This window comes from Prevotella sp. 885 (assembly GCF_002265625.1).
In the GTDB taxonomy this organism is placed as follows: Bacteria; Bacteroidota; Bacteroidia; order Bacteroidales; family Bacteroidaceae; genus Prevotella.
This window is the reverse complement of the sequence record NZ_NOVE01000004.1, coordinates 1-22,651: the sequence shown is the minus strand read 5'-3', so window position 1 is coordinate 22,651 and position 22,651 is coordinate 1. Positions and strand designations below refer to the sequence as shown.

Below are 22,651 nucleotides of genomic sequence, written 5' to 3'. Positions count from 1 at the left end.
CATTAACAAGCTTGTTTCGCAAAACTGCACCAACTGATACGAACCCTCATCCCGATTGTCACAAGCCCTCGTTTCGGATGTTACGAGAGCTCGCTACAATCGGGATGAGCCATATATAAAGGGACAATAATACAATTCTTAACTATGCATCAGACCATCATTCCGACTATTTTGCGTATCTTTGCAGGATATATCGCTAATAAACTTTAAACCGAATATTCAACTAACAACATATTCTGAAATGAAACAACTGTTACTTACTCTCGCCGTGGCAGGCATGTCACCATGCTTCATCTACGCGGCGCAGACTACCAAAACAGCCGTGCAACCCACTTTCACAGAGTGGCACGACACGTACGTGAACAACGTAAACCGTTTCCCTATCCGCACTTCATTCTTCGCTTACGAATCTCGCGACGCTGCCCTCAAGGCAGACCGCAAGGCTTCCGCAAACTATCTCTCCATCGAGGGCGACTGGAGATTCAACTGGGTGGCTAATGCCGACCAGTGTCCTACCGACTTCTTCAAGGAAGGATACGACGACTCGAAGTGGAACACCATGAAGGTGCCCGGCATCTGGGAGGTCAACGGATACGGCGACGCGGAATACGTGAACGTAGGATTCGCATGGCGCGGACACTTCAAGGACAACCCGCCTGAAGTGCCCGTGAAGGACAACCACGTGGGATCATACCGCCGCACCATCAACATTCCCGACTCTTGGGACGGTCGTCAGGTGATTGCACATTTCGGAAGCGTAACATCCAACATCTATCTCTGGGTGAACGGCAAGTTCGTAGGTTATGCAGAGGACTCGAAGTCGGCAGCCGAATTTGACATCACCCCATACCTAAAGAAGGGCGACAACCTCTTCGCTTTCCAGACATTCCGCTGGTGCGACGGATCGTACTCGGAGGACCAGGACTTCTGGCGTCTCTCAGGCGTGGCTCGCGACTGCTTCCTCTACTCACGTTCACAGACTGCCCACATTGACGACGTACGCGTAACGCCGGACCTCGACGCACAGTATAAGAACGGCACACTTGCCGTAAACGTAAAGGGTAAGGGCAACGCCAAATTCGTCATTGACCTCATCGCTCCCAACGGCGACATCGTAAGCCGCAAGATTCTCAACACCACGAAGGTGAAGAAGAAGGCTGGCAAGAAGGTTGCAGAGATAAATGCCACCGTCAAGTTTGACGTGGAGAACCCGCTGAAGTGGACTGCCGAGACTCCGAACCTCTACAAGGTGGTGGTTACTGTGCAGCAGAACGGCAAGGACGTAGAGTCTGTACCCGTACGCACGGGCTTCCGCAAGGTGGAGATAAAGAACCGTCAGATTCTCGTCAACGGACAGCCGGTGCTCATCAAGGGCGCTAACCGTCACGAAATCGATCCCGACGGAGGATACGTAATCTCACGTGAGCGCATGGTGGAGGACGTTAAGCTCATGAAGCAATTCAACGTCAACGCTGTCCGCACATGTCACTATCCTGACGATCCTTACTTCTATGACCTCTGCGACGAGTACGGACTGTACGTATGCGCAGAGGCAAACCAGGAGAGCCACGGCTTCTTCTACGACAAGGACGCCATCACCACCACCCCACTCTTCGCCACACCGATAATGGAACGAAACGTGCACAACGTGCACAACCAGTATAACCATCCGTCGGTAATCTACTGGTCGATGGGTAACGAGACTGCCGACTCGAAGAACTTCTCAGACGTAAAGAAGTGGATTAACGAGTTCGACCCCACCCGTCCCGTACATTGGGAGCGTGCCATCCTCGGCGACAACACCGACATCTACGCCGAGATGTATATTACACCAGAGGCTGCAGAAAAGTATGCCAAGGACCCGAAATACACCAAGCCGATGATTCATTGCGAGTATGCTCACGCTATGGGCAACTCTTGCGGCGTCATGAAGGACTATTGGGACATCATACGCAAGTATCCTACATATCAGGGCGGCTTTATCTGGGACTTCGTCGATCAGGGACTGAGAGGCAAGGACAAGGACGGCAACATGATTTACAACTACGGCGGCGACTTCAACTCATACGACCCGTCGGACAACAACTTCAACTGCAACGGATTTATCTCGCCGGACCGCAAGCCGAATCCCGAGGCTTACGAGGTGGGCTACGTCTATCAGAACATCTGGACTTCTCCGAAGGACCTCACCGGAGAGAAGAAGGTGAGCGTGTATAACGAGAACTTCTTCCGTGCACTTGACAACGTATCGCTCTCTTGGGCAATCGTAGCCGACGGCGTGGAGCGTCAGAACGGCACCATCGCTGATCTCCCGAACATCAAGCCGCAGACCTCAGCAGACGTGGTTCTGCCGTACAACCTCAAGGAATATAGTGACGCCAAGGACATCCAGCTCAACGTGGAGTATCGTCTTAAGAAGGACGAGGGACTGCAGAAGGCTGGCGACATCGTGGCTTACCAACAGCTGCCCATCCGCGAATTCAAGGGCACTGACCTTGCTGTAACAGCCGCAGAGACCAAGGCTGTGAAGCTGACGGACAAGAAGAAGGAAGCCAATGTGACGCTCGCTGCCGAGAACTTCACGCTGGCGTTCGACCGTGCAACGGGCTTCATCACCAAGTATGAGGTGGGAGGAAAGTCATTGCTCGGCAACGGCGGCTCTCTGAAGCCTAACTTCTGGCGTGCCGTGACGGACAACGACATGGGCGCTAACGTCCAGGAAAAGTTCGCTGCATGGCGCGATCCGCAGATGAAGCTCACATCGCTGCAGGTGGACAAGAAGGCAAAGACCGTTACTGCCACATACAACCTGCCGGAGGTGAAGGCTGATCTGACCATCGCTTACCGCGCTACAGAGAACGGTACGCTCAACGTAACACAGTCGCTGAAGACCACACCGGGAGCTGAAATGCCTGAGATGATGCGCTTCGGTATGGTTATGAACCTGCCTTACGCTATGGACCAGGCAGAATGGTACGGTCGCGGACCGGTGGAGAACTATTCTGACCGCAAGCTCTCGCAGAACGTCGGCATCTATAAAGCCACAGCTGACCAGCTGTTCTATCCGTACGTTCGTCCGCAGGAAACGGGTACGATGAGCGACCTCAGATGGTGGAACATCAAGGACAACAACGGCTTCGGATTGCGCATCGAGAGCGACGCGCTCTTCTCTGCTTCTGCCCTCCACTACGACCTCTACACGCTGGACGAGGGTAAGGAAAAGAATCAGCGCCACTCACAGTCGCTGCCCAAGTCGCAGTACACCAACCTCTTCGTCGACCTCGTGCAGGCTGGTGTCGGCGGTGTAGACTCATGGAGCGATTGGGGACGCGCCCGCAAGGGTCATCGTGTGGAATATAAGGACTACACCTTCTCATTCCGCATCTCTCCCAAGACGCTCTACTAAGAACTACGATATAAGTAGATAAACAGAAAAACGGCAATTACGTGAAGCCTTGACTTCGTGTAATTGCCGTTTTTATTATGTCTTGCTTACGCAAGCAATGTTATTTCTTCTCCGTCTTGTCGTCTTCCTTCTTCTCTGGATGGATGATTTTCTTTACGGTTTCGCCGATAGGAAGCTGGTCAAGAACGCCGAGACTCGGCGCTACGGTCTTCACCAACGAGTTGAGGAAGTTGCTTGTTGCGCCGTCGCCACCGTCGAAAACGGTGACATTGCCGAGCTGCATCTTCTCGAATGCCTTGACCTGCTCGCCTGCAATCTCCTTCCACTGGTCCACCATCTTGTACTGGATGGCGATGGCAGGATTAGATTCAGCAGCCTTCACCATAGCCTGGAAACCGTCAGCCTCAGCAAGGAGCGACATTTTCTTACCCTCTGCCTCAGCCTCAAGCTTCATGCGGATGGCCTTTGCTTCAGCCTCTGCCTGGGCGAGAGTGGCCTTAGCCTTAGCCTCTGCCTCACGTATAACCTTCTCTGCCACGGCGTCAGCCTGAAGTATGGCCTCCTGCTTTGCCACCTCTGCAGGCACAATCTTCTCCGCCTTAAGAGAAGATTCCACCTTCATTGCCTTGGCTTCCTCCACCTCCTTCTGGGCCTTCTCACGTGCCGTCTGTACGGCTGCCTCTGAGCGAGCCGAAGCCTCACCGGCCTCCTTGTCGGCATTGGCCTGCGTTACCGAAAGCTGAGCATTGGAGAGAGCTATCTCCTTCTGAGCCTCATTGCGTCCTATGGCAGCCTTCTTCTTAGCCTCAGCCTGCTTTATCTCCATATCGGAATTAAGCTCTGCTATGCGGCTTTCCTTGGCAGTATTGGCTTGCTCCACATTGATGTTCTTCTCCGCTTCGGCACGAGCCACCTGCGATTCCTTCTCGGCATTGGCCTGAGCCACCTGCGAAACGCGCTCCTTATCGGTCTGAGCCACACTGATTTCCTGCTCCTTACGCGTAGCGGCGATAGCCACTTCCTGGTCCTTGCGGGTTTCAGCCACGCGTGTCTCGCGCTCCTTTATCTGGTTGGCAATCTTGATTGCACCTAACTTCTCCTGCTCCTCGATGTTGGCTTGAGCCTCGTTCTGCGCCTTCGATTCTGCCTCCTTACCAAGGTTTACGATATAGTTGGCGGCATCGCGGATGTCGCTGATGTTGATGTTCATCAGATACAGACCGAACTTGCGCAGCTCCGTATCAATATTGTCCTTCACCTTTGCAAGGAACTTGTCGCGGTCAGAATTGAGTTCCTCAATGGTCATATCGGCGATTACAAGACGCATCTGACCGTATACCACGTCGGTAATGAGATTCTGCTTGTCGTCCATTGAGAGTCCGAGCATACGCTCTGCGGCGTTCTGCATAACCTCCGGGTCGGTGCTGATGGCTACGGTGATGGTAGTCGGAACGTCCACACGGATGTTCTGGGCAGAGATGGCGCCCGTAAGCTTACAGTCTATCTGCATCGGCTTCATCGAAAGGAAGTCGTAGCCCTGAATGATAGGCCACACGAAAGCAGCGCCACCATGATAGAGTTTGGCGGATTTAGTGCCGCCGGTCTTACCGTAAACGACGAGCACCTCGTCAGATTTACACTTACGATAGCGCGATAACACGCCAATTATGCCAAGCAGTACCACCACTACGAGTACCGCGGCAAGAATAAGAACGTTTGTTTCCATGTTATAGAAATAATGTATTTAAGAATTATGTATTATCTTGTCGTGTCAATCTATGAAGTACTTGTTGTCCCTGTATTCCTTTACCGTAACCACCTCGTCGGTCTTATAGTCCGTACGTCCCGACTCGGATACCACGTCAAGTTCGCGTTCGGCTCCGTCACGATTTACAAAAACAGTATAGCGTCCGTCGCCCTGATTGATGTAGATGCGCCCTGCCCTACCCACTATGCTCACGGGCGGTTCGGGCTTGCGCAGGTTCTGCAAGCGGAAAGCAAGCATGTAGGTATAGAACAGCACCAGCATAAACACCATTCCTACCACCACAGCCAATGCGTACGTATACCATGCGTCGCCGACGAACAGCACCTTTGTCCATCCGAAGCCGATAAGAAAGTGGATTAGACCCTTGAAGGAAAACAGACTGCCAAGGTCGAAGTCGACGTTTGTGTCGCCGTCAACGTCGATGTCAAGCCCTCCGAAGAAGATGGAAATGACAAACTGAAGGAGGAATATTCCCGTAGACACAAGTGCCAAGAGCATGAATATTTCGGATGTTGCCATAAGGTTGTAAGGTTTTAGTTTTATTAATATAGCAAATTTACATAATTAATCCGATATACGTAACAAATAAAAGATAAATTTAAGAAAAACATATCTGACATTCAAGTATTTTGTGTAAGTTTGCAAAGTAAAGTCTTAACTCAACATTTAGCGATATGAATTCATTGAAAGATAGATGCATACGATTTGACTGGGCCATTAAGCGACTGTTGCGTCAGAAGGCCAACTTCGACGTGCTGGAGGGTTTTCTTACCGTCTTCCTCAACGAAAAGGTAAAAATAATGGAGATTCTCGAAAGCGAAGGCAATCAGGTATCTGCCGACGACAAGTTCAACCGCGTGGATATCAAAGCCAAAAACTCGAAGGGAGAGATAATCATTGTGGAGGTGCAGAATACGAGCGAGCTTTATTATCTCGAACGTATCCTCTACGGCGTGGCTAAAGCAATAACCGAACACATAAAGCTCGGCAATACTTATCAGGAGGTGAAGAAGGTCTACTCCATCAGCATTCTCTACTTCGACCTCGGTCGTGGCTCCGATTATCTGTACATCGGACAGAACAATTTCGTTGGTGTCCATACCAAGGACCACCTTGTCATCAGCACTAAAGAGGAGGGTGTCATCAAGCCTAAATACCCGGCAGAGATATTCCCCACATACTATCTTGTGCGTGTGAACAACTTCAACGAAGTGGCAAAGTCACCGCTTGAAGAATGGATGCGTTATCTCAAGGAAGGAGTGATTAACGAAAAGACCACAGCCCCGGGTCTGCGCGAAGCACGCGAGAAACTCCAATACTACTCTATGAGCGATGCCGAACGCTACGCATACGACGAGCATGTCAATGCCGTAATGATTCAGAACGACGTGCTCGGAAACGCCCGTGCGGAGGGACTTGAACAAGGACGAGCGGAGGGACGAGCAGAAGGACGAGCCGAAGGACGTGCGGAAGGCGAGCATAACAAGGCTATGGACATAGCCAAAAATCTGAAGAAGATTGGTATACCGGTTGAGCAGATAATCAATGCAACTGGATTGACCAAAGACGAAATCGACGCTATAATGTAAGCGTAACAATACAAGAGGGTGTGCTTTCCGTGTTACTTTGCTTTTATTTCCTGCAAAGAAAACATGGAATGCACACCCTCTTAAGCTTTTATTATTCTATCTATTTGCTTTTCTTATTCCACCAAATCCTTCTTGGGCAATACCAGATTGAGTATTACGGCGAGGAGGAACACCACTGCTACGCAGTTTTCGGCGAAGACGGTGCGGATGATCTCAGGGAAGATGGCAAACATGCCGGTGGCTTGTGTGAAGCCAAGACCGATGCTGAGCGACAGACTTACTATAACCATGTTGCGCTGAGAGAAGCCTGCACGTGCCATCATGCCGAATCCGGCGAAGAGAATGCTACCGAACATCATGATGGTGCAACCGCCGAGAACTGCCTGCGGGATGGTGGTGAGGGCGTATCCAACTACTGGGAACACGCCACCGAGAATCATAACGACGGCTCCAATGGCGATGGTAAAGCGGTTTACGACGCCCGAAATGGCTGCAAGACCTACGTTCTGGCTGAACGATGTGATTGGCGTACAACCGAAAATGCCCGACACCGAACTTACGAAACCGTCACAACAGATGGCTGATCCCATCTCTTTTGTCTCAGGATCGCGGTGCAAAGCACTGTTGCAAAGGGCGGAAGTATCGCCGATGGTCTCAGTTGCAGAAACAAGATAGACAGCCACTACGGAAAGAATGGCGCCGATATTAAACTCCGGTGTGAAGGGAAGGAGACGAGGCAAGGCGATGATTGACTGACCTGCAATGCCACTGAAGTCGACCATTCCCAGGCAACAAGCCAAAACATAGCCCACCAAAAGACCTACAAGAACGGAGAGAGAACGGAGAAATCCCTTTGCGAAAACCTGGCAAAGGAGGCAGGCAAGGAGCGTAACGCTACCCACAATCCAGTTGTTAAGGCTGCCGAAGTCGGCTGCACCCACTCCACCGGCAAACGAATTGGCACCAATGGGAAGCAGCGAGAAGCCGATGGCTGTCACCACTGTGGCTGAAACTACGTGCGGAATAAGCTTTATCCAGTACTTGACGAAGAGTCCGAGGAAGCCTTCCACAAGACCGCCGATGATGACAGCGCCGATAAGCGTGCCCATACCGTAAGCGCCGGCAAGGCTGATGGCGAGCGAAAGGAACGTGAAGGAGATGCCCATGACGATGGGAAGGCGCGAGCCGATACGCCAGACGGGATAAAGCTGCACAAGCGTACCGATACCGGCTATCACCATACAGTTCTGAATAAGGGCGGCACTGACTGCGCTGTCCAGTCCCACGGCTCCCGCAAGAATCATGATTGGCGTAATGTTGCTGACGAACATCGCCAGCACGTGCTGCAGACCGAACGGGAGAGCTTTCCCGATGGGCACTCTACCGTCAAGCTGATAGAGATTGTCGATTGAATTTTTCATATCGCTAAATGATGTAAAATTTGTGTATGGCTGCAAAATTACAAAAAAAAGACCACAAAAACTGTACGTTCTTGTGGTCTATTGCGTTTGTCGTTGTAAAAACAAACCCTACCTATTATTATTCAACCTTATCTGCTTATACAATCTTAACTCATTCAGCTATCTATGTCTATACATTCCTAACCGACCACGGTTATTTGTGTCTATACATTTCCTGCCGAAGCAGGGTCTGTTTTCGCATTGCGGTTATTTCACCTCAATCTGACGTGAAGCCTTCTCTTCCTTCTTCTCAATCTTCGGAAGGTCGATGGTGAGCACACCGTCGCTGACGTTGGCTGCAATCTTCTCCTTGTCTACATCGTCAGGAAGCAGAAGAGTCTGCTCGAACTTTGAGTATGAGAACTCGCGACGGAGATAATGTTCTTTCTTGTTCTCGTCCTTCTTCTCATCCTTATGCTCCATCTTGATGTGAAGGTTGCCATCGGCGTCGACGTTAATGTTGAAGTCGCCCTTCTTCATTCCTGCGGCTGCAAGCTCTACAGTGTAGTCGTGCTCAGTCTCTTTAACGTTGATGGCTGGTGCGGTGGCATTTGTACGCGGCATGAAGTCGGTATCAAAAAAGTCATTGAAAACTTCAGGCATCCAAGTATTTCTCATTACTGGTAACATATCAAAAACCTCCAATTATATTTTAGTTATTTTATCTTTTCTTTGCTCCCCTCGGGCTTCCGCCTTCGGTTTGCACTATCTCTAATGCAACTTGCATGCCAACGTCACAACCGTAGGGCTTTGGTATTAAACAGTAAAGCGAAATATCAAACAAATAGACAAATAGTCAGATTATTCAGACAATCAGTCACAAAACATTGACAAATAGTCAGAAACAAAAGATAATCAATAAGCTTGCGTTCGTGGGTGCGTGGCTACGGCGAGACGCCATAGCCTCCTATGTTTGTTTCTGACCTGGTGTAATAAAAAAATCCCGGCTCCTTCTTTCGGAACCGGGATTTCCCTTTATGTTATGTTCTGCGGATGTGCCGTCAAAGGGTCACACCTACCGAACCGTGTCATTTACTTGATGACAACCTTCTTCACCTTGCCGTCAGCAGTGCGAACGATGTTCAGACCCTTCTGCAGCTTGCTGATCTTAACGCCGTCAACAGTGAAGAGCTCTGCCTTGGCAGTCTCAGCGTTGATGCTGTCGATGCCGTTGGTAACGTCCTTAACCACGAGAGTAGCGTCGTAGATGCCACCACCGTTGTTGAGGATATTGTTGCCAGAAACAACGCAACCACCAGCGTCTACGCTGTTCCAGTCTACCTTGAAGCGGATGCGGTATGTACCCTCCTCTGCAGGAGCTGTGAACGAAGGCAGCGGGTTAACGTTGCAGTTGTTGCTTACTGTCTCGCCCTTAGAGTTGAGACCGGTTGAACCATTAGAAGCGCTGTAGAAGCTGTAAGATACAACCTCAGTGCCAGTCTGGTCGTCGCTGTCAGCGTTGAATGAGAACTGCTTGTCGTTGTTGAGGTCTACGTATACGTAACCGTGCATCCACTCGCCTACATAACCGATAGCCGGAGTTACCTCAGCACCCGGAGTTACGGTGAAGCTCTGTGCTGTAAGATCCTCGTAGCCGTTCATTGTCTTGCCGAACTCGATGGTCTGTGCCTGACCGTTAACGGTGAGCGATACAGATGTAGAGTAGCGGCTGGCGTGAGTCTGCTTAGCGTCCTTCTCGAAGTTGATAGCATAATCCTCCTTCGGCTCCTCAGGCTGATCATAGTTGAACTCGCCGTCATACATGAATGTATTGCCAGAGATGTTGAGAGCCATCTTGATTTCGTTCTCAGAAACGTTAACGATCTGGAAGGTAGCCTCGATTTCCTCACCCTCGCCACCGAGGAACTCCTCTGTAGCAGCATCAGGCTTAGCAACAATCATAGTCTCCTCTGTCTCTACAGTGCCTCCCTCGTCCCACGGAGTAGCTGTATTCTCAGTACCGTTGAATACGAGGTCAACAGTCTGCTCGTTGAGAGTGATCTGCTTGAGAGTGATCTTGTATGACTCGTCGCTGTACTTAACTACGTTTACAGTAGCCTCGTCAGCCTGGAAGAGGTTCTCCTCGCTCTCTGACTCAGAATCGTAGATGCGGAGGTTGCTGGTGTAGTCCTTGTTAGAAACCTCTGTTACCGTCGGAGCGTCCGGATTAGTACCGATTACGTAGTTGAATTCAGCACCCTCAGCTACCATGTAGAGCTTCTCTACTGTGCCATCTGCATAAACAAGAGCAGTTACGTCGAAAGCAGCGTCAATGTTGATCTTACCTGTGTAGGTAGTGCGGTTCTTCTCTGTGTCAACAGTCTTTGTGAAACCAGAAGCTGTATACTCAGCACCCTCCTGACCAACAATAGCAACAGTCATGCTGATAGTCTCGTCAGACATCTCCTTGATAGTAACCTTAGCCTGACCTACTTCCTCTGAAATATCGCCAGCAACCATAGAGATTGCGTCAGTGAAACTCTTCTCTTCCTTAACTGTTGGCTCTGTCGGTTCTGTTGGCTCTGTCCAGTCGAGAGAAACCACCTTAATGTAGTTGTAGAATGCCTGGCTGAACTTAGGAGACTCGCCGCTACCGATAAGAACAGTGTTGCTTGCGAAGAGCTCTTCAAGAGCCTCAGGAGTCATCTTAACCACACCGTTAACCTTCAGACCCTCAGCCTTAGAGATTTCGAACTTAGCGAGGCAGTCGGCAACGTCAAAGCGACCAGTGTTGTTGTTACCAGCACCGCTCTTTGCGAAGAAGCCAGACATCTGCTTTACAGACTGATTGCAGTACCAGTGCATTGTGCGGTATGTGCTTGTCTGGAATGCAGCGAAGCTCTCGCCAGTAGTCATAGCAAGGATATCCTTGTCGTCACCACCGTTAGAGAAGTCGATAGAAGCAACGATCTTCTGCTTGTCCCAGTCGATAGTAGCTGTCTTAGAGAAGCCATTGCCATCAGCCTGATATTTCTCCCAGAGTGTTACGTCTACAGGCTCGGGCTGAGGAGCCACGTAGTCAGGATCAGAACCTACAGTGAACGTAGCGCCAGTGGTGGTGGCAGTAAGATAAATCTTCTCCTCGTTGTTGTCGTTGGTATAGACAACAGCGTTTACCTGATATTCCTGCTCGCCCATGTTGAAAGTGCAAGCGTATGTGGTGCGGTCCTTTTCGTCAGTGCCCTTCACTACGTTCTCAGCTTCAACAGTGTTTTCGCCGATAACGAGAGACATGTTGTATGTGCCATCAGACATCTCCTTTACGGTAACAGTGCTGGTGCCAAGCTCTGAAGGCTGGCCACCTGCCATAGTCATGAAGAGCTTGTCTGTGTATTCCTTAGAGTCTACGACAGTAGCAGGCTCTGTCCAGTCAAGACCTACCACCTCTACATACTTATATGTAGCGTAGCTGCGGTTTTCGCCCTGTGTCGATCCGAATACGAGGTCGTTATAAGTGAGAAGCTTAGCATAGTCGCTTGCCTCGAATGCCAATGTGCCGTCGATATAAACGCCATCCTGACGAAGCTCAACGCGAACGTTAGAAGGATCATTTACCTGAACGTACTTTGTCGGAGTTTCGCCGAGTTTGTCGCTGTTGCGGAACTGGATGCAGAAGGTATTTGTAAGTTTCTGCCAACCAGTTGCTGTCCAAACATCAGCGTCCTTTGTGTAGTAGAAGTGGAGGACAGCGCCGTTAGCAACATTCCACTCGCCGAGGTTAGCTGCGTTGTTAGCGAATGAGAAGATGGTCTCATTAACGCCCTGACAGTTAGTAAGATCCAGCTTAGCTACAATCTTGTGTGTGTCCCAGTTGATGGTGAAGGGCTTGGCTTCGATTGTTGCGCCGTTAGCAGCAAAACCTGCCTCAACGAGCGGACCCTCTGTAGTCTCAACTGTGCCACCAGTCTCGCCACCGCCTTCTGTGCCACCACCGGTAGAACCGAAGTCGTCAGTACCGAAGGTGTACTGGAAGGGATACTTCTTTAAAGCGTTCAAGGCTAACTGACCATTAAAGGTAGCATAAGCCTTTGTATCGTTGAACTTAACGACAAGCTTACTGTCACTCAAAGCATAGCTTGATTGTGTGAGATAGCAATAAGGATTGCTAACCTCGATGGTTGTCAAGCCGCTTGCATCTGTTGTGCCAGCAACTTCTTCACATACAAACTCGCCCCAGTTGCCCATTTCATATTGGGTGAAATCGCAACCTTCGGCTGTAACATTGTACGTGCCGTCTACGCGTTTCTCAATGGTGAGAGTACCATTTGGCAAATCTACAGCCTTAGCACCCATAAGATTCACCTCAAAATGAAGTGCATCTGAATAGGAACCAGCAAATGCCATAACGGTAATCATCAACATTGAAAGAAGGGATAGAATCTTTTTCATAATCCTTTTCTTTTAATTGATAGTTAGTTGATATTGATAAAGTGAATAAAAAAATAGACTTGTTTTAATTTTAATCGTTTTTAGGTCACTATGGTTTAAGTGGTCTGTCGTGCTTCTTTGCACGCAAGTTATAGTATATTGATGCTAATTATATGTATTCGTTGCAAAATTAATAAAAAAAATATGTAGCAACAAATTTTTGAACTTTTTTGTTTAAAGATATGCAGTTAAGCCAATAAATAGGGTTAATTGGAGCAAACAAGAAAACAAGCAGTTGGTTTGGATTTGATCAGGTTTTTGGAAATGTTGGTTTGGATTTGCTCAGGTTTTCAAGCAAAGTTGGTTTGGATTTGATTAAGATTTCGCTCATTTTTGGTTTGGATTTGAATATTATTATGTATCTTTGTCACTGATATATAACCATTTAGATATGTTCAAACGAATAGCACTCAATTATCTTCGCAAATGGGCGAAGAAGGACGAACGAAAGCCTTTGGTCTTGCGTGGCGCACGTCAGGTGGGCAAGACCACGCTTGTAAGAATGTTTGCCGAGGAATTCAGCAACTATATTTACCTTAATCTTGAGGAAAAAGAGAACGCTGCATTGTTTGCTGCCGACTACTCTTTCGACGACTTGCTGTCCGGCATTTTCTTCAAAGCCAATGTACGCCAGGACAACAAACGCACACTGATATTCATCGACGAGATACAGAACGAGCCTAAGGCTGTGCAGACGCTGCGCTTTTTCTACGAGAAACGTCCCGACATTTATGTCATCGCCGCAGGTTCACTATTGGAAAGCCTTATGGACAGACATATCTCGTTTCCCGTAGGAAGAGTGGAATACATGGCTCTACACCCCTGCACGTTCGTGGAGTTTCTTTCTGCCATAGGAGAAGAGATGCTTGCTGAGAAGGTGGAGGCGGTGGACGTGCCGCAGTCACTGCACAGCTATGCGCTGGAACTCTTCAAGAAATACATGATAATAGGAGGACTGCCGGAGGTGGTGGCTAACTATGCTCAGCATCGCGACATGGTAAGACTCGGAGGCATATTCAACGCCTTGCTTTCGGGATATCGCGACGATGTGGAGAAGTATGCCAGTAAACCGAAGGAGCAGGACTCCATACGCTATATTCTCAACTACGGCTGGACATCCGCCGCCCACCGCATACAGTTCGCAAAGTTCACCAATTCATCATTCAAGTCGGCTGATGTCAGCAATGCCTTCCGTACGCTTGAGAAGACTCTGCTTCTGGAACTGGTTTATCCTCTTACGTCTACAGCCTTGCCGATACTGCCCGATCTGAAGAAAAGCCCCAAGCTATTGTGGCTTGACACGGGGCTGGTGAATTATGTGGCAGGAATGCAGGAGGAACTGCTCTTCTCCACTGACAGCGACGAACTGTGGAACGGCGACATCGCCGAACATATCGTAGCGCAGGAACTGCTTGGAGCGACGACGACGTTCGGCGAGAAACGGATGTTCTGGGTGCGCGACGCACGCAACTCTCAGGCTGAGGTAGACTTCGTAATCCGACATAAGTCGCATCTGTTGCCGATAGAAGTGAAGACCGGCAACAACTCGAAGCTACGCTCCTTACATCAGTTTATGGAGGATTCGAAGGAACGAATAGCCCTTAGAATATGGAACGGACCGATGACATCGGACGTAATAACACGAAGCAACGGCTGTCCGTTCACTCTCTATAACATTCCGTTGTATTATGCAGGGCAACTGGAAAGGTTTCTGGAAGGAAGACATGAAGACATGCAAATATCGTCTAAAGAGTAAAATTCTGTTACAAAACAAAAATTGATTCTAGAGATTTAGATTGCTGTTTTTATGGTGTTTTGCGGTGCTAACGGCACCCATGCTTAACAATAGCGCACTTTTACAGTCCAATAGTGCCACTATTAGAGTGTAAAAGTGGCGCTATTGCATGATAAAAGTGGCGCTATTGGAGGGTAAAAGTGGCGCTATGACAACTCTATGATGCGTGTATTCATTGCACACTTCTTTCTCTATCTGCGTAATCAGCTGTGTGTCAATAAACTATCGCTGCACGCTCAAAACTCAAGAATTTCGCACCAAAGATTTTGTTGTGCGCTGAACGAGGAGTATTGAGCGTTAGAAATGCAAATATTGTACATGCCGAGCGCATCAAACCACCCACTCCATCCAGTTGTCGGGAGTAACAACAGCCGTCTGCTTCACGTCATAAGCCGTAAGGAATGAAGAGGGAAACTGGGTGTTGGCGCGGCGCGGATTCCATTTCATCTCAAAGACCGTAAACTGTCCGTCGCACTCTTCTATATAGTCAATCTCCTGCTGCTGGGTGGTGCGCCAGAAATAACTGTTGGCATAACGACCAGAATAATGGTTGGCTTTAATTCGCTCACTTATGATGAAGTTCTCCCACAAAGCCCCTGTGTCTTGACGCAACGACAACGGCGAAAAGTTCTGAAGAATGGCGTTGCGTATGCCATTATCGTAAAAGTATATCTTTTTTCCCTTCTTCAATTCTGTGCGCAGATTGCGATTGAACCCGTTTAATCTAAAGATAATATAACACTTCTCGAGCAAATCAATGTATTTCTCCACGGTCTTGTTGTCGGTGCCTACGGTCTGTGCAAGTTCGTTATACGACACTTCACTGCACACCTGCAAGGCAAGAGCCGTGAGAAGCTTGCCGAGCAGAACCGGGCGGCGCACGCTCTCAAGCGAAAGCAAATCCTTATAGAGATAGCTGCCTGCAAGATTGGTAAGCAACTCTTTTGCATCGTCAGCATGATTTATGATGTCGGGATACGATCCAAAGATGAGGCGTTGTTCAAGGGTTTGCTTCACACCCAACAGTCCCTGACTGTTCAGTATCTCTGACGTTGATATAGGATAGAGATAATACTCAAACTTGCGACCGGTAAGAGGCTCGTTGAGACGATCTTGCAACTCAAATGATGACGAACCGGTAACAAGCAACTGCACCGTGGGAAAATTATCGGTGATTCGCTTTAAGGTCATACCTATATTTTCCACTCGCTGTGCCTCGTCAATGACCACTATCTTGTTGTCGGCAATGAGAAGACGCAATTCCGGGGTGTTGATATTGGTAAGCATATCCTTTACTTCCGGCTCATCACAATTCAACTGCAAAGCCTTGCAGTCCTGCTTCTCAAGAATCATTCTGAAAAGCGTGCTTTTGCCTACCTGTCGCGCTCCTATAACGATGATTGCCTTTCCTGCAAACATACGCGACTCTATCTTTTTATGTAACTCTCGTTCTATCATTAGCGTACATATTGTTTATAGAGGCAAAGATAAGGAAAAAATAGCCTAATCCCAAAACTTATACTAACTTTTGGGATTACAATCCCAAAATTCATACTAACTTTTGGGATTAGGAACATAAATTGCTAAAAAACAAACTGTAATAGATACGGGCTGAAATGCCCGCATCTATTACAGTTTGCCTTGCTTTACAGCTCGTTCTTATGCAGCTCTGCCAGCAGCTTCACGCTCTGCGAATGGAGGTCGATGTGGCGTTGCAGCTTCTCGTAGATGCCGTTTATCTCCTCGTAATACACGAGGGCTGTTATCTCGCCCTGCTGCAGAGCCTTTGCGAAGAGGGAGAGCGACTCCTGCATGAGCTTCACGTCGCTATGACTGATGACCTGCTGGAGGCCCTGCAACTGATCGTAGCTGGTGCGCAGCGACGACTCAGCCTCATGCTGTGCCTGCGTCACCTGCAGCTCTGCACTCTGACGGCGCTCACGGGCAGCCTTGACGTTGGAGCTGTTGCTGTAGAGCGGAAAGCTGACGCCTACCTGGAAGCCGTTGATGCCTTCGCCCTGCTCCGTGTTGCGACGATAACCGAAGGAGATGCTGGGAAGCCACTCGTTCTTCTGCACCTTCAGATTCATGTCGGCGGCGCGGAGGGCGGTCTGAGCCACTGCCACGTCAGCGTCGGCAGCAAGGGCAAGCGTGCGATACTCCTCGAAGTTCGTTATCTGCGGATAGACGGGCAGCTCCGTGTCTGTCACGTCCAGCGGCTTGCCACCGTTGAGCTGGCGGAGCTGCTGCACGAGGGCTGTGCGCTCGCCCTGCGTCTCGCTGACGAGGGTGCGCACCTCCATGCAGTCGAGCTTCACCTTGTTAAGCTCAAGAGCGTTGGCGTCGCCTGCCTCCATGCGCTTCTCATACATCTGGAGGAGCGTCTCGCTGTTGGCAAGGCGCTCACGCAGCATGGTGAGGGTCTGATTGAGGCGGATAAGGTCGATGCAGACCAGCTGAGCCTGAAGCAGGATGTCGCGGCGCTGCTTGGCAAGGAGCTGGTCGCCCACGGTCTGCTGCATCTGAGCCTGCTTGTTGCGGGCGGCATACTTCGTGGGGAAATCAATCTCCTGGCTTACCACAAGCTCGCTCTCCGCCACGCCGGAGTAAGCCTTCGTGAAGAACGGGCTGTACTCCACGGACGGTCCGGCGAGGGCGTTGCCAGCCTTTATTTCAAGCACATCGGCTTGGCAGTCGTGAGCGAGCGACTGCAGGGTGAGGTTGTTGGCTGCCACCTGCTTGAGCACGTCGCCGACGGTGTCGGCAAGGGCTGCGCTATACGCGCTGAACGCCACTATTGTTGCTATTAGATATCTTTTCATATATGATAGGTACGATGAATGCGTTGAGTAATGTTGAGCTGATGAGTCCGCCGAGTATCACCTTTGCCATCGGCGACTGAATCTCGTTGCCGGGCAGGTCGCCGCCGAGTGCCAGCGGCACGAGGGCAAGGGCGGAGGTGAGCGCGGTCATGAGGATGGGGTTGAGACGCGAGAGCGATCCTTCCACGATGGCGTCACGGACGGTCTTGCCTTCCTCCGTGCGCAGACGCTTATACTCGGTGATGAGCAGCATGCCGTTGCGCGTGGCGATGCCGAAGAGCGAGATGAAGCCGATGACGGCAGGGATGCTCACTTCTCCGGTGGTCAGCACGATGGCGAAGATGCCGCCGATGAGCGCCAAGGGCAGATTGAGGAGGATTACGCCAGCCTCCATAGCGTTGCGGAACTGCATGAAGAGGAGGAAGAAGATGACGACGATGGCGAGAATGCAGGTGAGATAGAGCACGCGGCTGGCGCTCTCCTGACTCTCAAACTGTCCGCCGTACTCCACATGGTAGCCCTCAGGCAGCTGCACTTCTTCGCCTACAGCTTTCTTGATGTCTGCCACGACGTCGCTCAATGCCCGTCCGCTGGTGTTGGCAGAGATGACTATCTTGCGCTGTACGTTCTCACGGTTGATGGTGTTGGGACCTGCGCTGGAGATGATGTCTGCCACGTCGCTGAGCGGCACCTTGCGTCCGTCCTGCGTGTCGATGATGAGGTCTTTTATGTCGTCGTACTTGTCGGCTTTCACCACAAGATTGAATGCGCGTCCGGCTTCATACACCTGCGACACGGTTTCGCCGGCAAGATTGACAGCGAGGAACTCGTTGAACTCGGGGAGCGTGATGCCGTTGCGGACAAGCAGCTCACGACGCGGAACAATCTTGAGCTCGGGACGCTCTATCTGCTGCTCCACATTGAGGTCGGCGATGCCTTCGATGTCCTGGCAGGCGCTCTTTATCTGATTGCCGATGGTGAACATGCGGTTGAGGTCGGTGCCGAAGAGCTTGATGGCGATGCTTGCCTGCGTGCCGGAGAGCATGGCGTCAATGCGGTGTGAGATGGGCTGGCCTATCTCGATGTTGGCTCCGGCAAGCACGGAGAGACGCTTGCGCACGTCATTGAGCACTTCCTCATGGCTGCGGTCTTTCAACTCAAACGGAGCTTCTATCTCGCTGACGTTGACGCCAAGGGCATGTTCGTCAAGCTCGGCGCGTCCGGTCTTGCGTGCCACGGTCTTTATTTCGGGCACCTGAAGGAGCAGTCGCTCGGCACGGGCGCCGATGGAATCGCTCTCTTCGAGCGAAATGCCGGGGAGAGAGGAGATGTTGATGGTGAACGATCCTTCGTTGAACTTGGGCAGGAAGCTGCTGCCTAAGCAGAAGAACACGCCGATGGCTACGGCGAATAATGCAACCGTGCCGATGATGACCTTACGTGTATTGGCGAGCACCCAGAGCAGAGCACGCTCATAATATTTCTTCAGCCAGACTGCCACGAAGGCTTCCTTCGGCATCTCGCCATTGCTCTTGCCGAGCAGATAGCTGCAGAGCACGGGGGTGAGCGTGAGGGCTACGAGGGTGGAGGCGAAGAGAGCTGTAACGAAGGCGATGCCGAGGGGGATGAGCATGCGACCTTCCATGCCGCTGAGGAAGAACAGCGGAGCGAAGCTCACTACGATTATCAACGTGGAATTGAGAATCGGCATGCGCACTTCACGCGAAGCATTGAAGACAAGCTCGATGATGGGCACGCGCTCCGGCTCGGGCAATGCGCGGTTCTGGCGTATGTGCTTGTAGACGTTCTCCACGTCCACAATGGCGTCGTCGACGAGCGAACCGATGGCAATGGCAAGACCGCCGAGGGTCATGGTGTTGATGCTGATGCCAAGGGCATTGAGCACTATCATCGCCACGAGGAACGATATGGGGATGGTGACGAGCGAGATGACCGTGGTGCGCACGTTGGCGAGGAAGAGCATAAGGATGATGACGACGAAGATGGCGCCTTCGATGAGCGACTTCTGTACGTTGTCGATGCTGCTCTCGATGAAATCGGACTGACGGAAGATGTCCGTTGAGATATGCACGTCCTCGGGAAGGGTCTTGTGAAGGTCTTCGAGGGCGAGGTCGAGGTGCTTGGTGAGGTCGATGGTGCTGGTGTTTGGCTGCTTTGTCACGGTGAGAAGCACGGCAGGACGGGCTCTTTCGCTGCCGACGCCGAGCTTGGGCGACTGGTTGCCCACCTTTATATCGGCTACGTCGGCGAGGGTGATGACGCTCTCACCGTTCTTCTTTACGATGCACGTGCCGAGCTTCTCGGCGTCATTGGTGGAGGTGATGCCGCGGATGATGTATTCGTTGCCATACTCATAGCGTACGCCACCGTTGGTATTGACGTTCATGTTGCGGGTGGAAGCCATGACGTCTGAGAGCGAAACACCGAAATGCTTCATCTTGCCCGGGCTTATGAGTATCTGATATTCCTTGATGTCGCCACCATGGACGCTGACCTGAGCCACGCCACCGGTGGAGAGCAGACGCGGACGTATCACCCAGTCAGCATACGTACGCAGGTCTTGCTGCGAAGTGTGCTTGCTGGTGAGGCTCACGATGAGCACCTCGCCAAGGATGGACGACTGCGGACCGAGCACCGGAGCGCTTACTCCTGCAGGCATCTGTTCGCCCACGGCAGCAAGTTTTTCGCTTACTATCTGGCGGGCAAGATAGATGTCGGTGCCCCAATCAAATTCCACCCATACTACGGAGAAGCCGTTGGTGGACTGCGAGCGGACACGACGTACGCCGGTACTGCCGTTGACAGCGGTCTCAATGGGGAAGGTGACGAGTTGCTCCACTTCCTCTGTGGCCATGCCACCAGCCTCGGTCATGATGACCACGGTGGGCGCATTGAGGTCAGGGAACACGTCGACATCTGTCTTGCTGGTGGAATAGAGTCCGGCGATGACAAGCAGTACGGACGCCACCAGCACAAGTATTCTGTTCTCAAGCGAGAAGCGTATTATCTTATTCAGCATAGCTATTAATGATTATGGTTATGCGCTGGGATGGCGTTGGCAGCCGATGCCAGTCTTACCTGGACTGCGCCCTTGGTAACGACGCGGTCGCCCTTCTTCACTCCTGTAAGTATCTCCACACGCTCGCCGTCGCTCTCGCCAAGCGTCACTTCCTGCTTACGATAGCCTTCGGCGTCAATCTGGATATAGACAAAGTGGACGCCCTGCTCCTCGGTGAGGGCGGTGAGGGGCAGCGTGATGACGTTGGGACGGTCCTGCGTGATGAGATAAATCTCGGCGTACGAGCCCTGCACAACGTCGCCGGTGTTGTTGAACTCGAAGATTACGGGGATATACGAATTGTTTACCTCTGCCGAACGACCGTAAGACTGGATGTGTCCGCCCATATCGGTGATGTCGTAGAGACGGTTGCTGTAGCTGGTGCGGAACTTTGCGCAACGTATCTTGTTAAGCTCGTTGAAGTGGCGCTCCGGTATTTCGGCACGCAGATAGAGGTGCTTGTTCTGGGTGATTACGGCAAGGGGCTGACCAGCTTCCACGTAGTCGCCGCCATTGACCATACATTGCTTGATGTAGCCGCCGCGAGGAGCTGTAACCGTCACACCGCCGGCGCTGCGTGTGCGCTGCATGCTGGTGTAGGTGAGCTTGGCAGCCTCATATTCAGCCTTGGCTACGGCGAGGTCTTTCTCGCTTATTATCTTGTCCTTGATGAGTGTTTTCGCACGTGTATAGTCGCGCTCGGCACGCTCGTAGTCGATACGTGCACGCTGTACGGGGTCGCCGTCAGCCATCTGCATTCCTGCGGAAGTTATGGAGAAGAGCGTGGTTCCGGCAGCCACCTTCAGTCCTTCACTCACGTGGTTCTTATACTGCACTCGTCCGCTGATGGTGGCAACAACGGCAGTCTCGTCGCATGATGCCGACATCACCTTGCCACTGGTGTGGATGACGCCATGGAACATGCCTGGCTTCACTTCCTCCACCTTCACTCCGGCTGCACGAGCCTTCTCAGGCGAGAGGATTATCTCGTCGGTATGGGCGCCTTTAGCCTCATGACCTTCCTCTTCGGAATCGTGGTCGTGATGCTCGGTTTCCTCGGCATGCTCATGGTCATGGTCGTGATCGAGATGGTCATGGGACTTGCCTCCGCAAGCGACCATTCCCGCCACGAAGACTACAGATAATAAGTAATAAGTGATTCGTCTAAGCATATTTCATTAAGTGTTTATTAATAAGAAGCTAAAAAAAGTCAGTTGCAAAGATAAGGAATAAGATATGCAACTATGTTGCAAAAGCGAAGATTATACGCATAAATAGGAACACGCGTACATATTAATATATACGTAAGATAATAAAAGAGAAACAAATTAGGGGAAATTCTCCTCTAATTTCCCCTAAATTCCCCTATTAGGACATAAAAGAAGGCAGGACGAGACATTTATGGATACAAGTTTTACAGCTTTTTCTTGTAAAACACTATATAAACTCTTTTAATTTATCCTCAAAGCCATCAGCTCTTACATATCCAACCATTCTCTTGTTTATTGGCGACTCACACAGCAATCCTTGTTTTACAAGTTGCTGCAAATCACAACGAATTGTCTTTACATTTACAGAAAAACGTGTAATCAGCGATTTGGCTGTAAAAATAGCATTTGGTGAGTCACAATACAAGCGTATTATTTGAGCCTGACGTTCGGTTAACAGTCCATTTCCTCTGAAAGCAACAAAATCCTGCTGTTCCTTAATCTTTCTTTGCAGATACAGTTTAAGTTCATCGTATGCTGTCTTCATTGCCGACAAGTTATACATTATGAAATATGTAATGTCAAGACCGTCAAATTCAGTATACAAGAAAGCCTTTTCGTATCTGGCTTTACTGCGATATATGACACGCGATATGGATAGATATTCCGTAAGCCAATAGCCATTCTTTAGCAGATACCAATATATCAAAGAACGCGCCGTGCGTCCATTACCGTCCACAAAAGGATGAATATATGCAAGCATGAAATGTATTATTATCCCTTTTATTATAGGATGTATGAACGGTCCGTCGCTATTGCCATTGGCAAAGCTACAGAGAGAAACTATAAGGGGACCACTGGAAAAAGTGTGTGGATATCGTAGTACAATAAAAACACTATATTGTCCGTTTATAAAGTCAAAGAACGGATAAATATGGAAAAGTATAGACTCCTTGCAGAATGTCTTTTGCCCGAACACATGCTGGATTGGTTCGACCTTAAAGACGTGTTTGTAGAGCAAAAGAAAGAAACAAAGCTTGTTCACATATACCTTGACGAAAACGAGCTGAGACCAGGTGACAGAACCGATATTCGT

Annotated in this window: 13 protein-coding genes and 1 pseudogene; 3 read left to right on the top strand and 11 right to left on the bottom strand. The window is 50.3% G+C overall.

From position 1 onward, the window contains the following. Positions 1–241 precede the first annotated feature (241 nt). Positions 242–3,406 (top strand): glycoside hydrolase family 2 TIM barrel-domain containing protein, encoded by a 3,165-nt coding sequence (locus CHL74_RS02740; RefSeq protein WP_094879594.1) that lies wholly within the window; start codon positions 242–244, stop codon positions 3,404–3,406. 100 nt (positions 3,407–3,506) lie between these two features. On the opposite strand, the gene CHL74_RS02735 is transcribed toward CHL74_RS02740, so the two are convergent. Beyond that, complete coding sequence (locus CHL74_RS02735) at positions 3,507–5,132, bottom strand: flotillin family protein (protein WP_094879593.1); 1,626 nt, start codon at positions 5,130–5,132, stop codon at positions 3,507–3,509. Between the two features lie 45 nt (positions 5,133–5,177). Next, the gene (locus tag CHL74_RS02730; RefSeq protein WP_094879592.1) at positions 5,178–5,693 is read right to left on the bottom strand and encodes a hypothetical protein; all 516 of its coding nucleotides are present in this window, start codon (positions 5,691–5,693) and stop codon (positions 5,178–5,180) included. A 155-nt stretch (positions 5,694–5,848) separates the two neighbouring features. On the opposite strand from CHL74_RS02730, the gene CHL74_RS02725 reads away from it, so the two are divergent. Continuing rightward, on the top strand, positions 5,849–6,763 hold the full coding sequence (locus tag CHL74_RS02725) for an Rpn family recombination-promoting nuclease/putative transposase (RefSeq protein ID WP_094879591.1): 915 nt from the start codon (positions 5,849–5,851) through the stop codon (positions 6,761–6,763). 113 nt (positions 6,764–6,876) lie between these two features. Here CHL74_RS02725 and CHL74_RS02720 read toward each other — a convergent pair whose 3' ends face one another. The 3 genes from CHL74_RS02720 to CHL74_RS02710 all read right to left on the bottom strand — a co-directional run bounded on the left by CHL74_RS02720 (position 6,877) and on the right by CHL74_RS02710 (position 12,612). Next, positions 6,877–8,184, bottom strand: coding sequence for a uracil-xanthine permease family protein (locus CHL74_RS02720; RefSeq protein ID WP_094879590.1), 1,308 nt, complete (start codon positions 8,182–8,184; stop codon positions 6,877–6,879). Between the two features lie 246 nt (positions 8,185–8,430). Further along, entirely contained in the window at positions 8,431–8,841 is a 411-nt protein-coding gene (locus tag CHL74_RS02715; protein WP_254923203.1) for an Hsp20/alpha crystallin family protein, read from the bottom strand. Between the two features lie 414 nt (positions 8,842–9,255). Then, positions 9,256–12,612 carry a hypothetical protein gene (locus CHL74_RS02710; protein ID WP_141241213.1) on the bottom strand — a complete coding sequence of 1,119 codons (3,357 nt, stop codon included), beginning with the start codon at positions 12,610–12,612 and terminating at the stop codon, positions 9,256–9,258. A 430-nt stretch (positions 12,613–13,042) separates the two neighbouring features. Between CHL74_RS02710 and CHL74_RS02705 the strand changes: the two genes are divergently transcribed. Then, positions 13,043–14,407: an ATP-binding protein gene (locus CHL74_RS02705; RefSeq protein WP_094879587.1), complete on the top strand. Its 1,365-nt coding sequence runs from the start codon at positions 13,043–13,045 to the stop codon at positions 14,405–14,407. A gap of 369 nt (positions 14,408–14,776) precedes the next feature. Here CHL74_RS02705 and CHL74_RS02700 read toward each other — a convergent pair whose 3' ends face one another. The 6 genes and pseudogenes from CHL74_RS02700 to CHL74_RS16095 form a co-directional block, all read right to left on the bottom strand. Further along, a complete protein-coding gene (locus CHL74_RS02700; RefSeq protein WP_094879586.1) occupies positions 14,777–15,904 on the bottom strand; it encodes an ATP-binding protein in 1,128 nt (375 codons plus the stop codon). 188 nt (positions 15,905–16,092) lie between these two features. Then, positions 16,093–17,268 (bottom strand): TolC family protein, encoded by a 1,176-nt coding sequence (locus CHL74_RS02695; RefSeq protein ID WP_094879585.1) that lies wholly within the window; start codon positions 17,266–17,268, stop codon positions 16,093–16,095. Further along, positions 17,222–20,308, bottom strand: coding sequence for an efflux RND transporter permease subunit (locus CHL74_RS02690; protein WP_094879584.1), 3,087 nt, complete (start codon positions 20,306–20,308; stop codon positions 17,222–17,224). The genes CHL74_RS02695 and CHL74_RS02690 overlap by 47 nt, the downstream gene beginning before the upstream one ends. A gap of 5 nt (positions 20,309–20,313) precedes the next feature. Continuing rightward, a complete protein-coding gene (locus tag CHL74_RS02685) occupies positions 20,314–21,519 on the bottom strand; it encodes an efflux RND transporter periplasmic adaptor subunit (RefSeq protein WP_254923202.1) in 1,206 nt (401 codons plus the stop codon). 265 nt (positions 21,520–21,784) lie between these two features. Further along, positions 21,785–22,102, bottom strand: coding sequence for an HTH domain-containing protein (locus CHL74_RS16100; RefSeq protein WP_254923207.1), 318 nt, complete (start codon positions 22,100–22,102; stop codon positions 21,785–21,787). 156 nt (positions 22,103–22,258) lie between these two features. Continuing rightward, positions 22,259–22,534, bottom strand: a pseudogene (locus CHL74_RS16095) (Fic family protein); the annotation flags it as partial. Positions 22,535–22,651 lie beyond the last annotated feature (117 nt).

Excerpts from the sequence above, each read along its gene's own strand:
- CHL74_RS02740 (WP_094879594.1), top strand. The coding sequence starts at position 242 with ATGAAACAACTGTTACTTACTCTCGCCGTGGCAGGCATGTCACCATGC.
- CHL74_RS02735 (WP_094879593.1), bottom strand. The coding sequence starts at position 5,132 with ATGGAAACAAACGTTCTTATTCTTGCCGCGGTACTCGTAGTGGTGGTA.
- CHL74_RS02730 (WP_094879592.1), bottom strand. The coding sequence starts at position 5,693 with ATGGCAACATCCGAAATATTCATGCTCTTGGCACTTGTGTCTACGGGA.
- CHL74_RS02725 (WP_094879591.1), top strand. The coding sequence starts at position 5,849 with ATGAATTCATTGAAAGATAGATGCATACGATTTGACTGGGCCATTAAG.
- CHL74_RS02720 (WP_094879590.1), bottom strand. The coding sequence starts at position 8,184 with ATGAAAAATTCAATCGACAATCTCTATCAGCTTGACGGTAGAGTGCCC.
- CHL74_RS02715 (WP_254923203.1), bottom strand. The coding sequence starts at position 8,841 with ATGAGAAATACTTGGATGCCTGAAGTTTTCAATGACTTTTTTGATACC.
- CHL74_RS02710 (WP_141241213.1), bottom strand. The coding sequence starts at position 12,612 with ATGAAAAAGATTCTATCCCTTCTTTCAATGTTGATGATTACCGTTATG.
- CHL74_RS02705 (WP_094879587.1), top strand. The coding sequence starts at position 13,043 with ATGTTCAAACGAATAGCACTCAATTATCTTCGCAAATGGGCGAAGAAG.
- CHL74_RS02700 (WP_094879586.1), bottom strand. The coding sequence starts at position 15,904 with ATGATAGAACGAGAGTTACATAAAAAGATAGAGTCGCGTATGTTTGCA.
- CHL74_RS02695 (WP_094879585.1), bottom strand. The coding sequence starts at position 17,268 with ATGAAAAGATATCTAATAGCAACAATAGTGGCGTTCAGCGCGTATAGC.
- CHL74_RS02690 (WP_094879584.1), bottom strand. The coding sequence starts at position 20,308 with ATGCTGAATAAGATAATACGCTTCTCGCTTGAGAACAGAATACTTGTG.
- CHL74_RS02685 (WP_254923202.1), bottom strand. The coding sequence starts at position 21,519 with ATGCTTAGACGAATCACTTATTACTTATTATCTGTAGTCTTCGTGGCG.
- CHL74_RS16100 (WP_254923207.1), bottom strand. The coding sequence starts at position 22,102 with ATGAAGACAGCATACGATGAACTTAAACTGTATCTGCAAAGAAAGATT.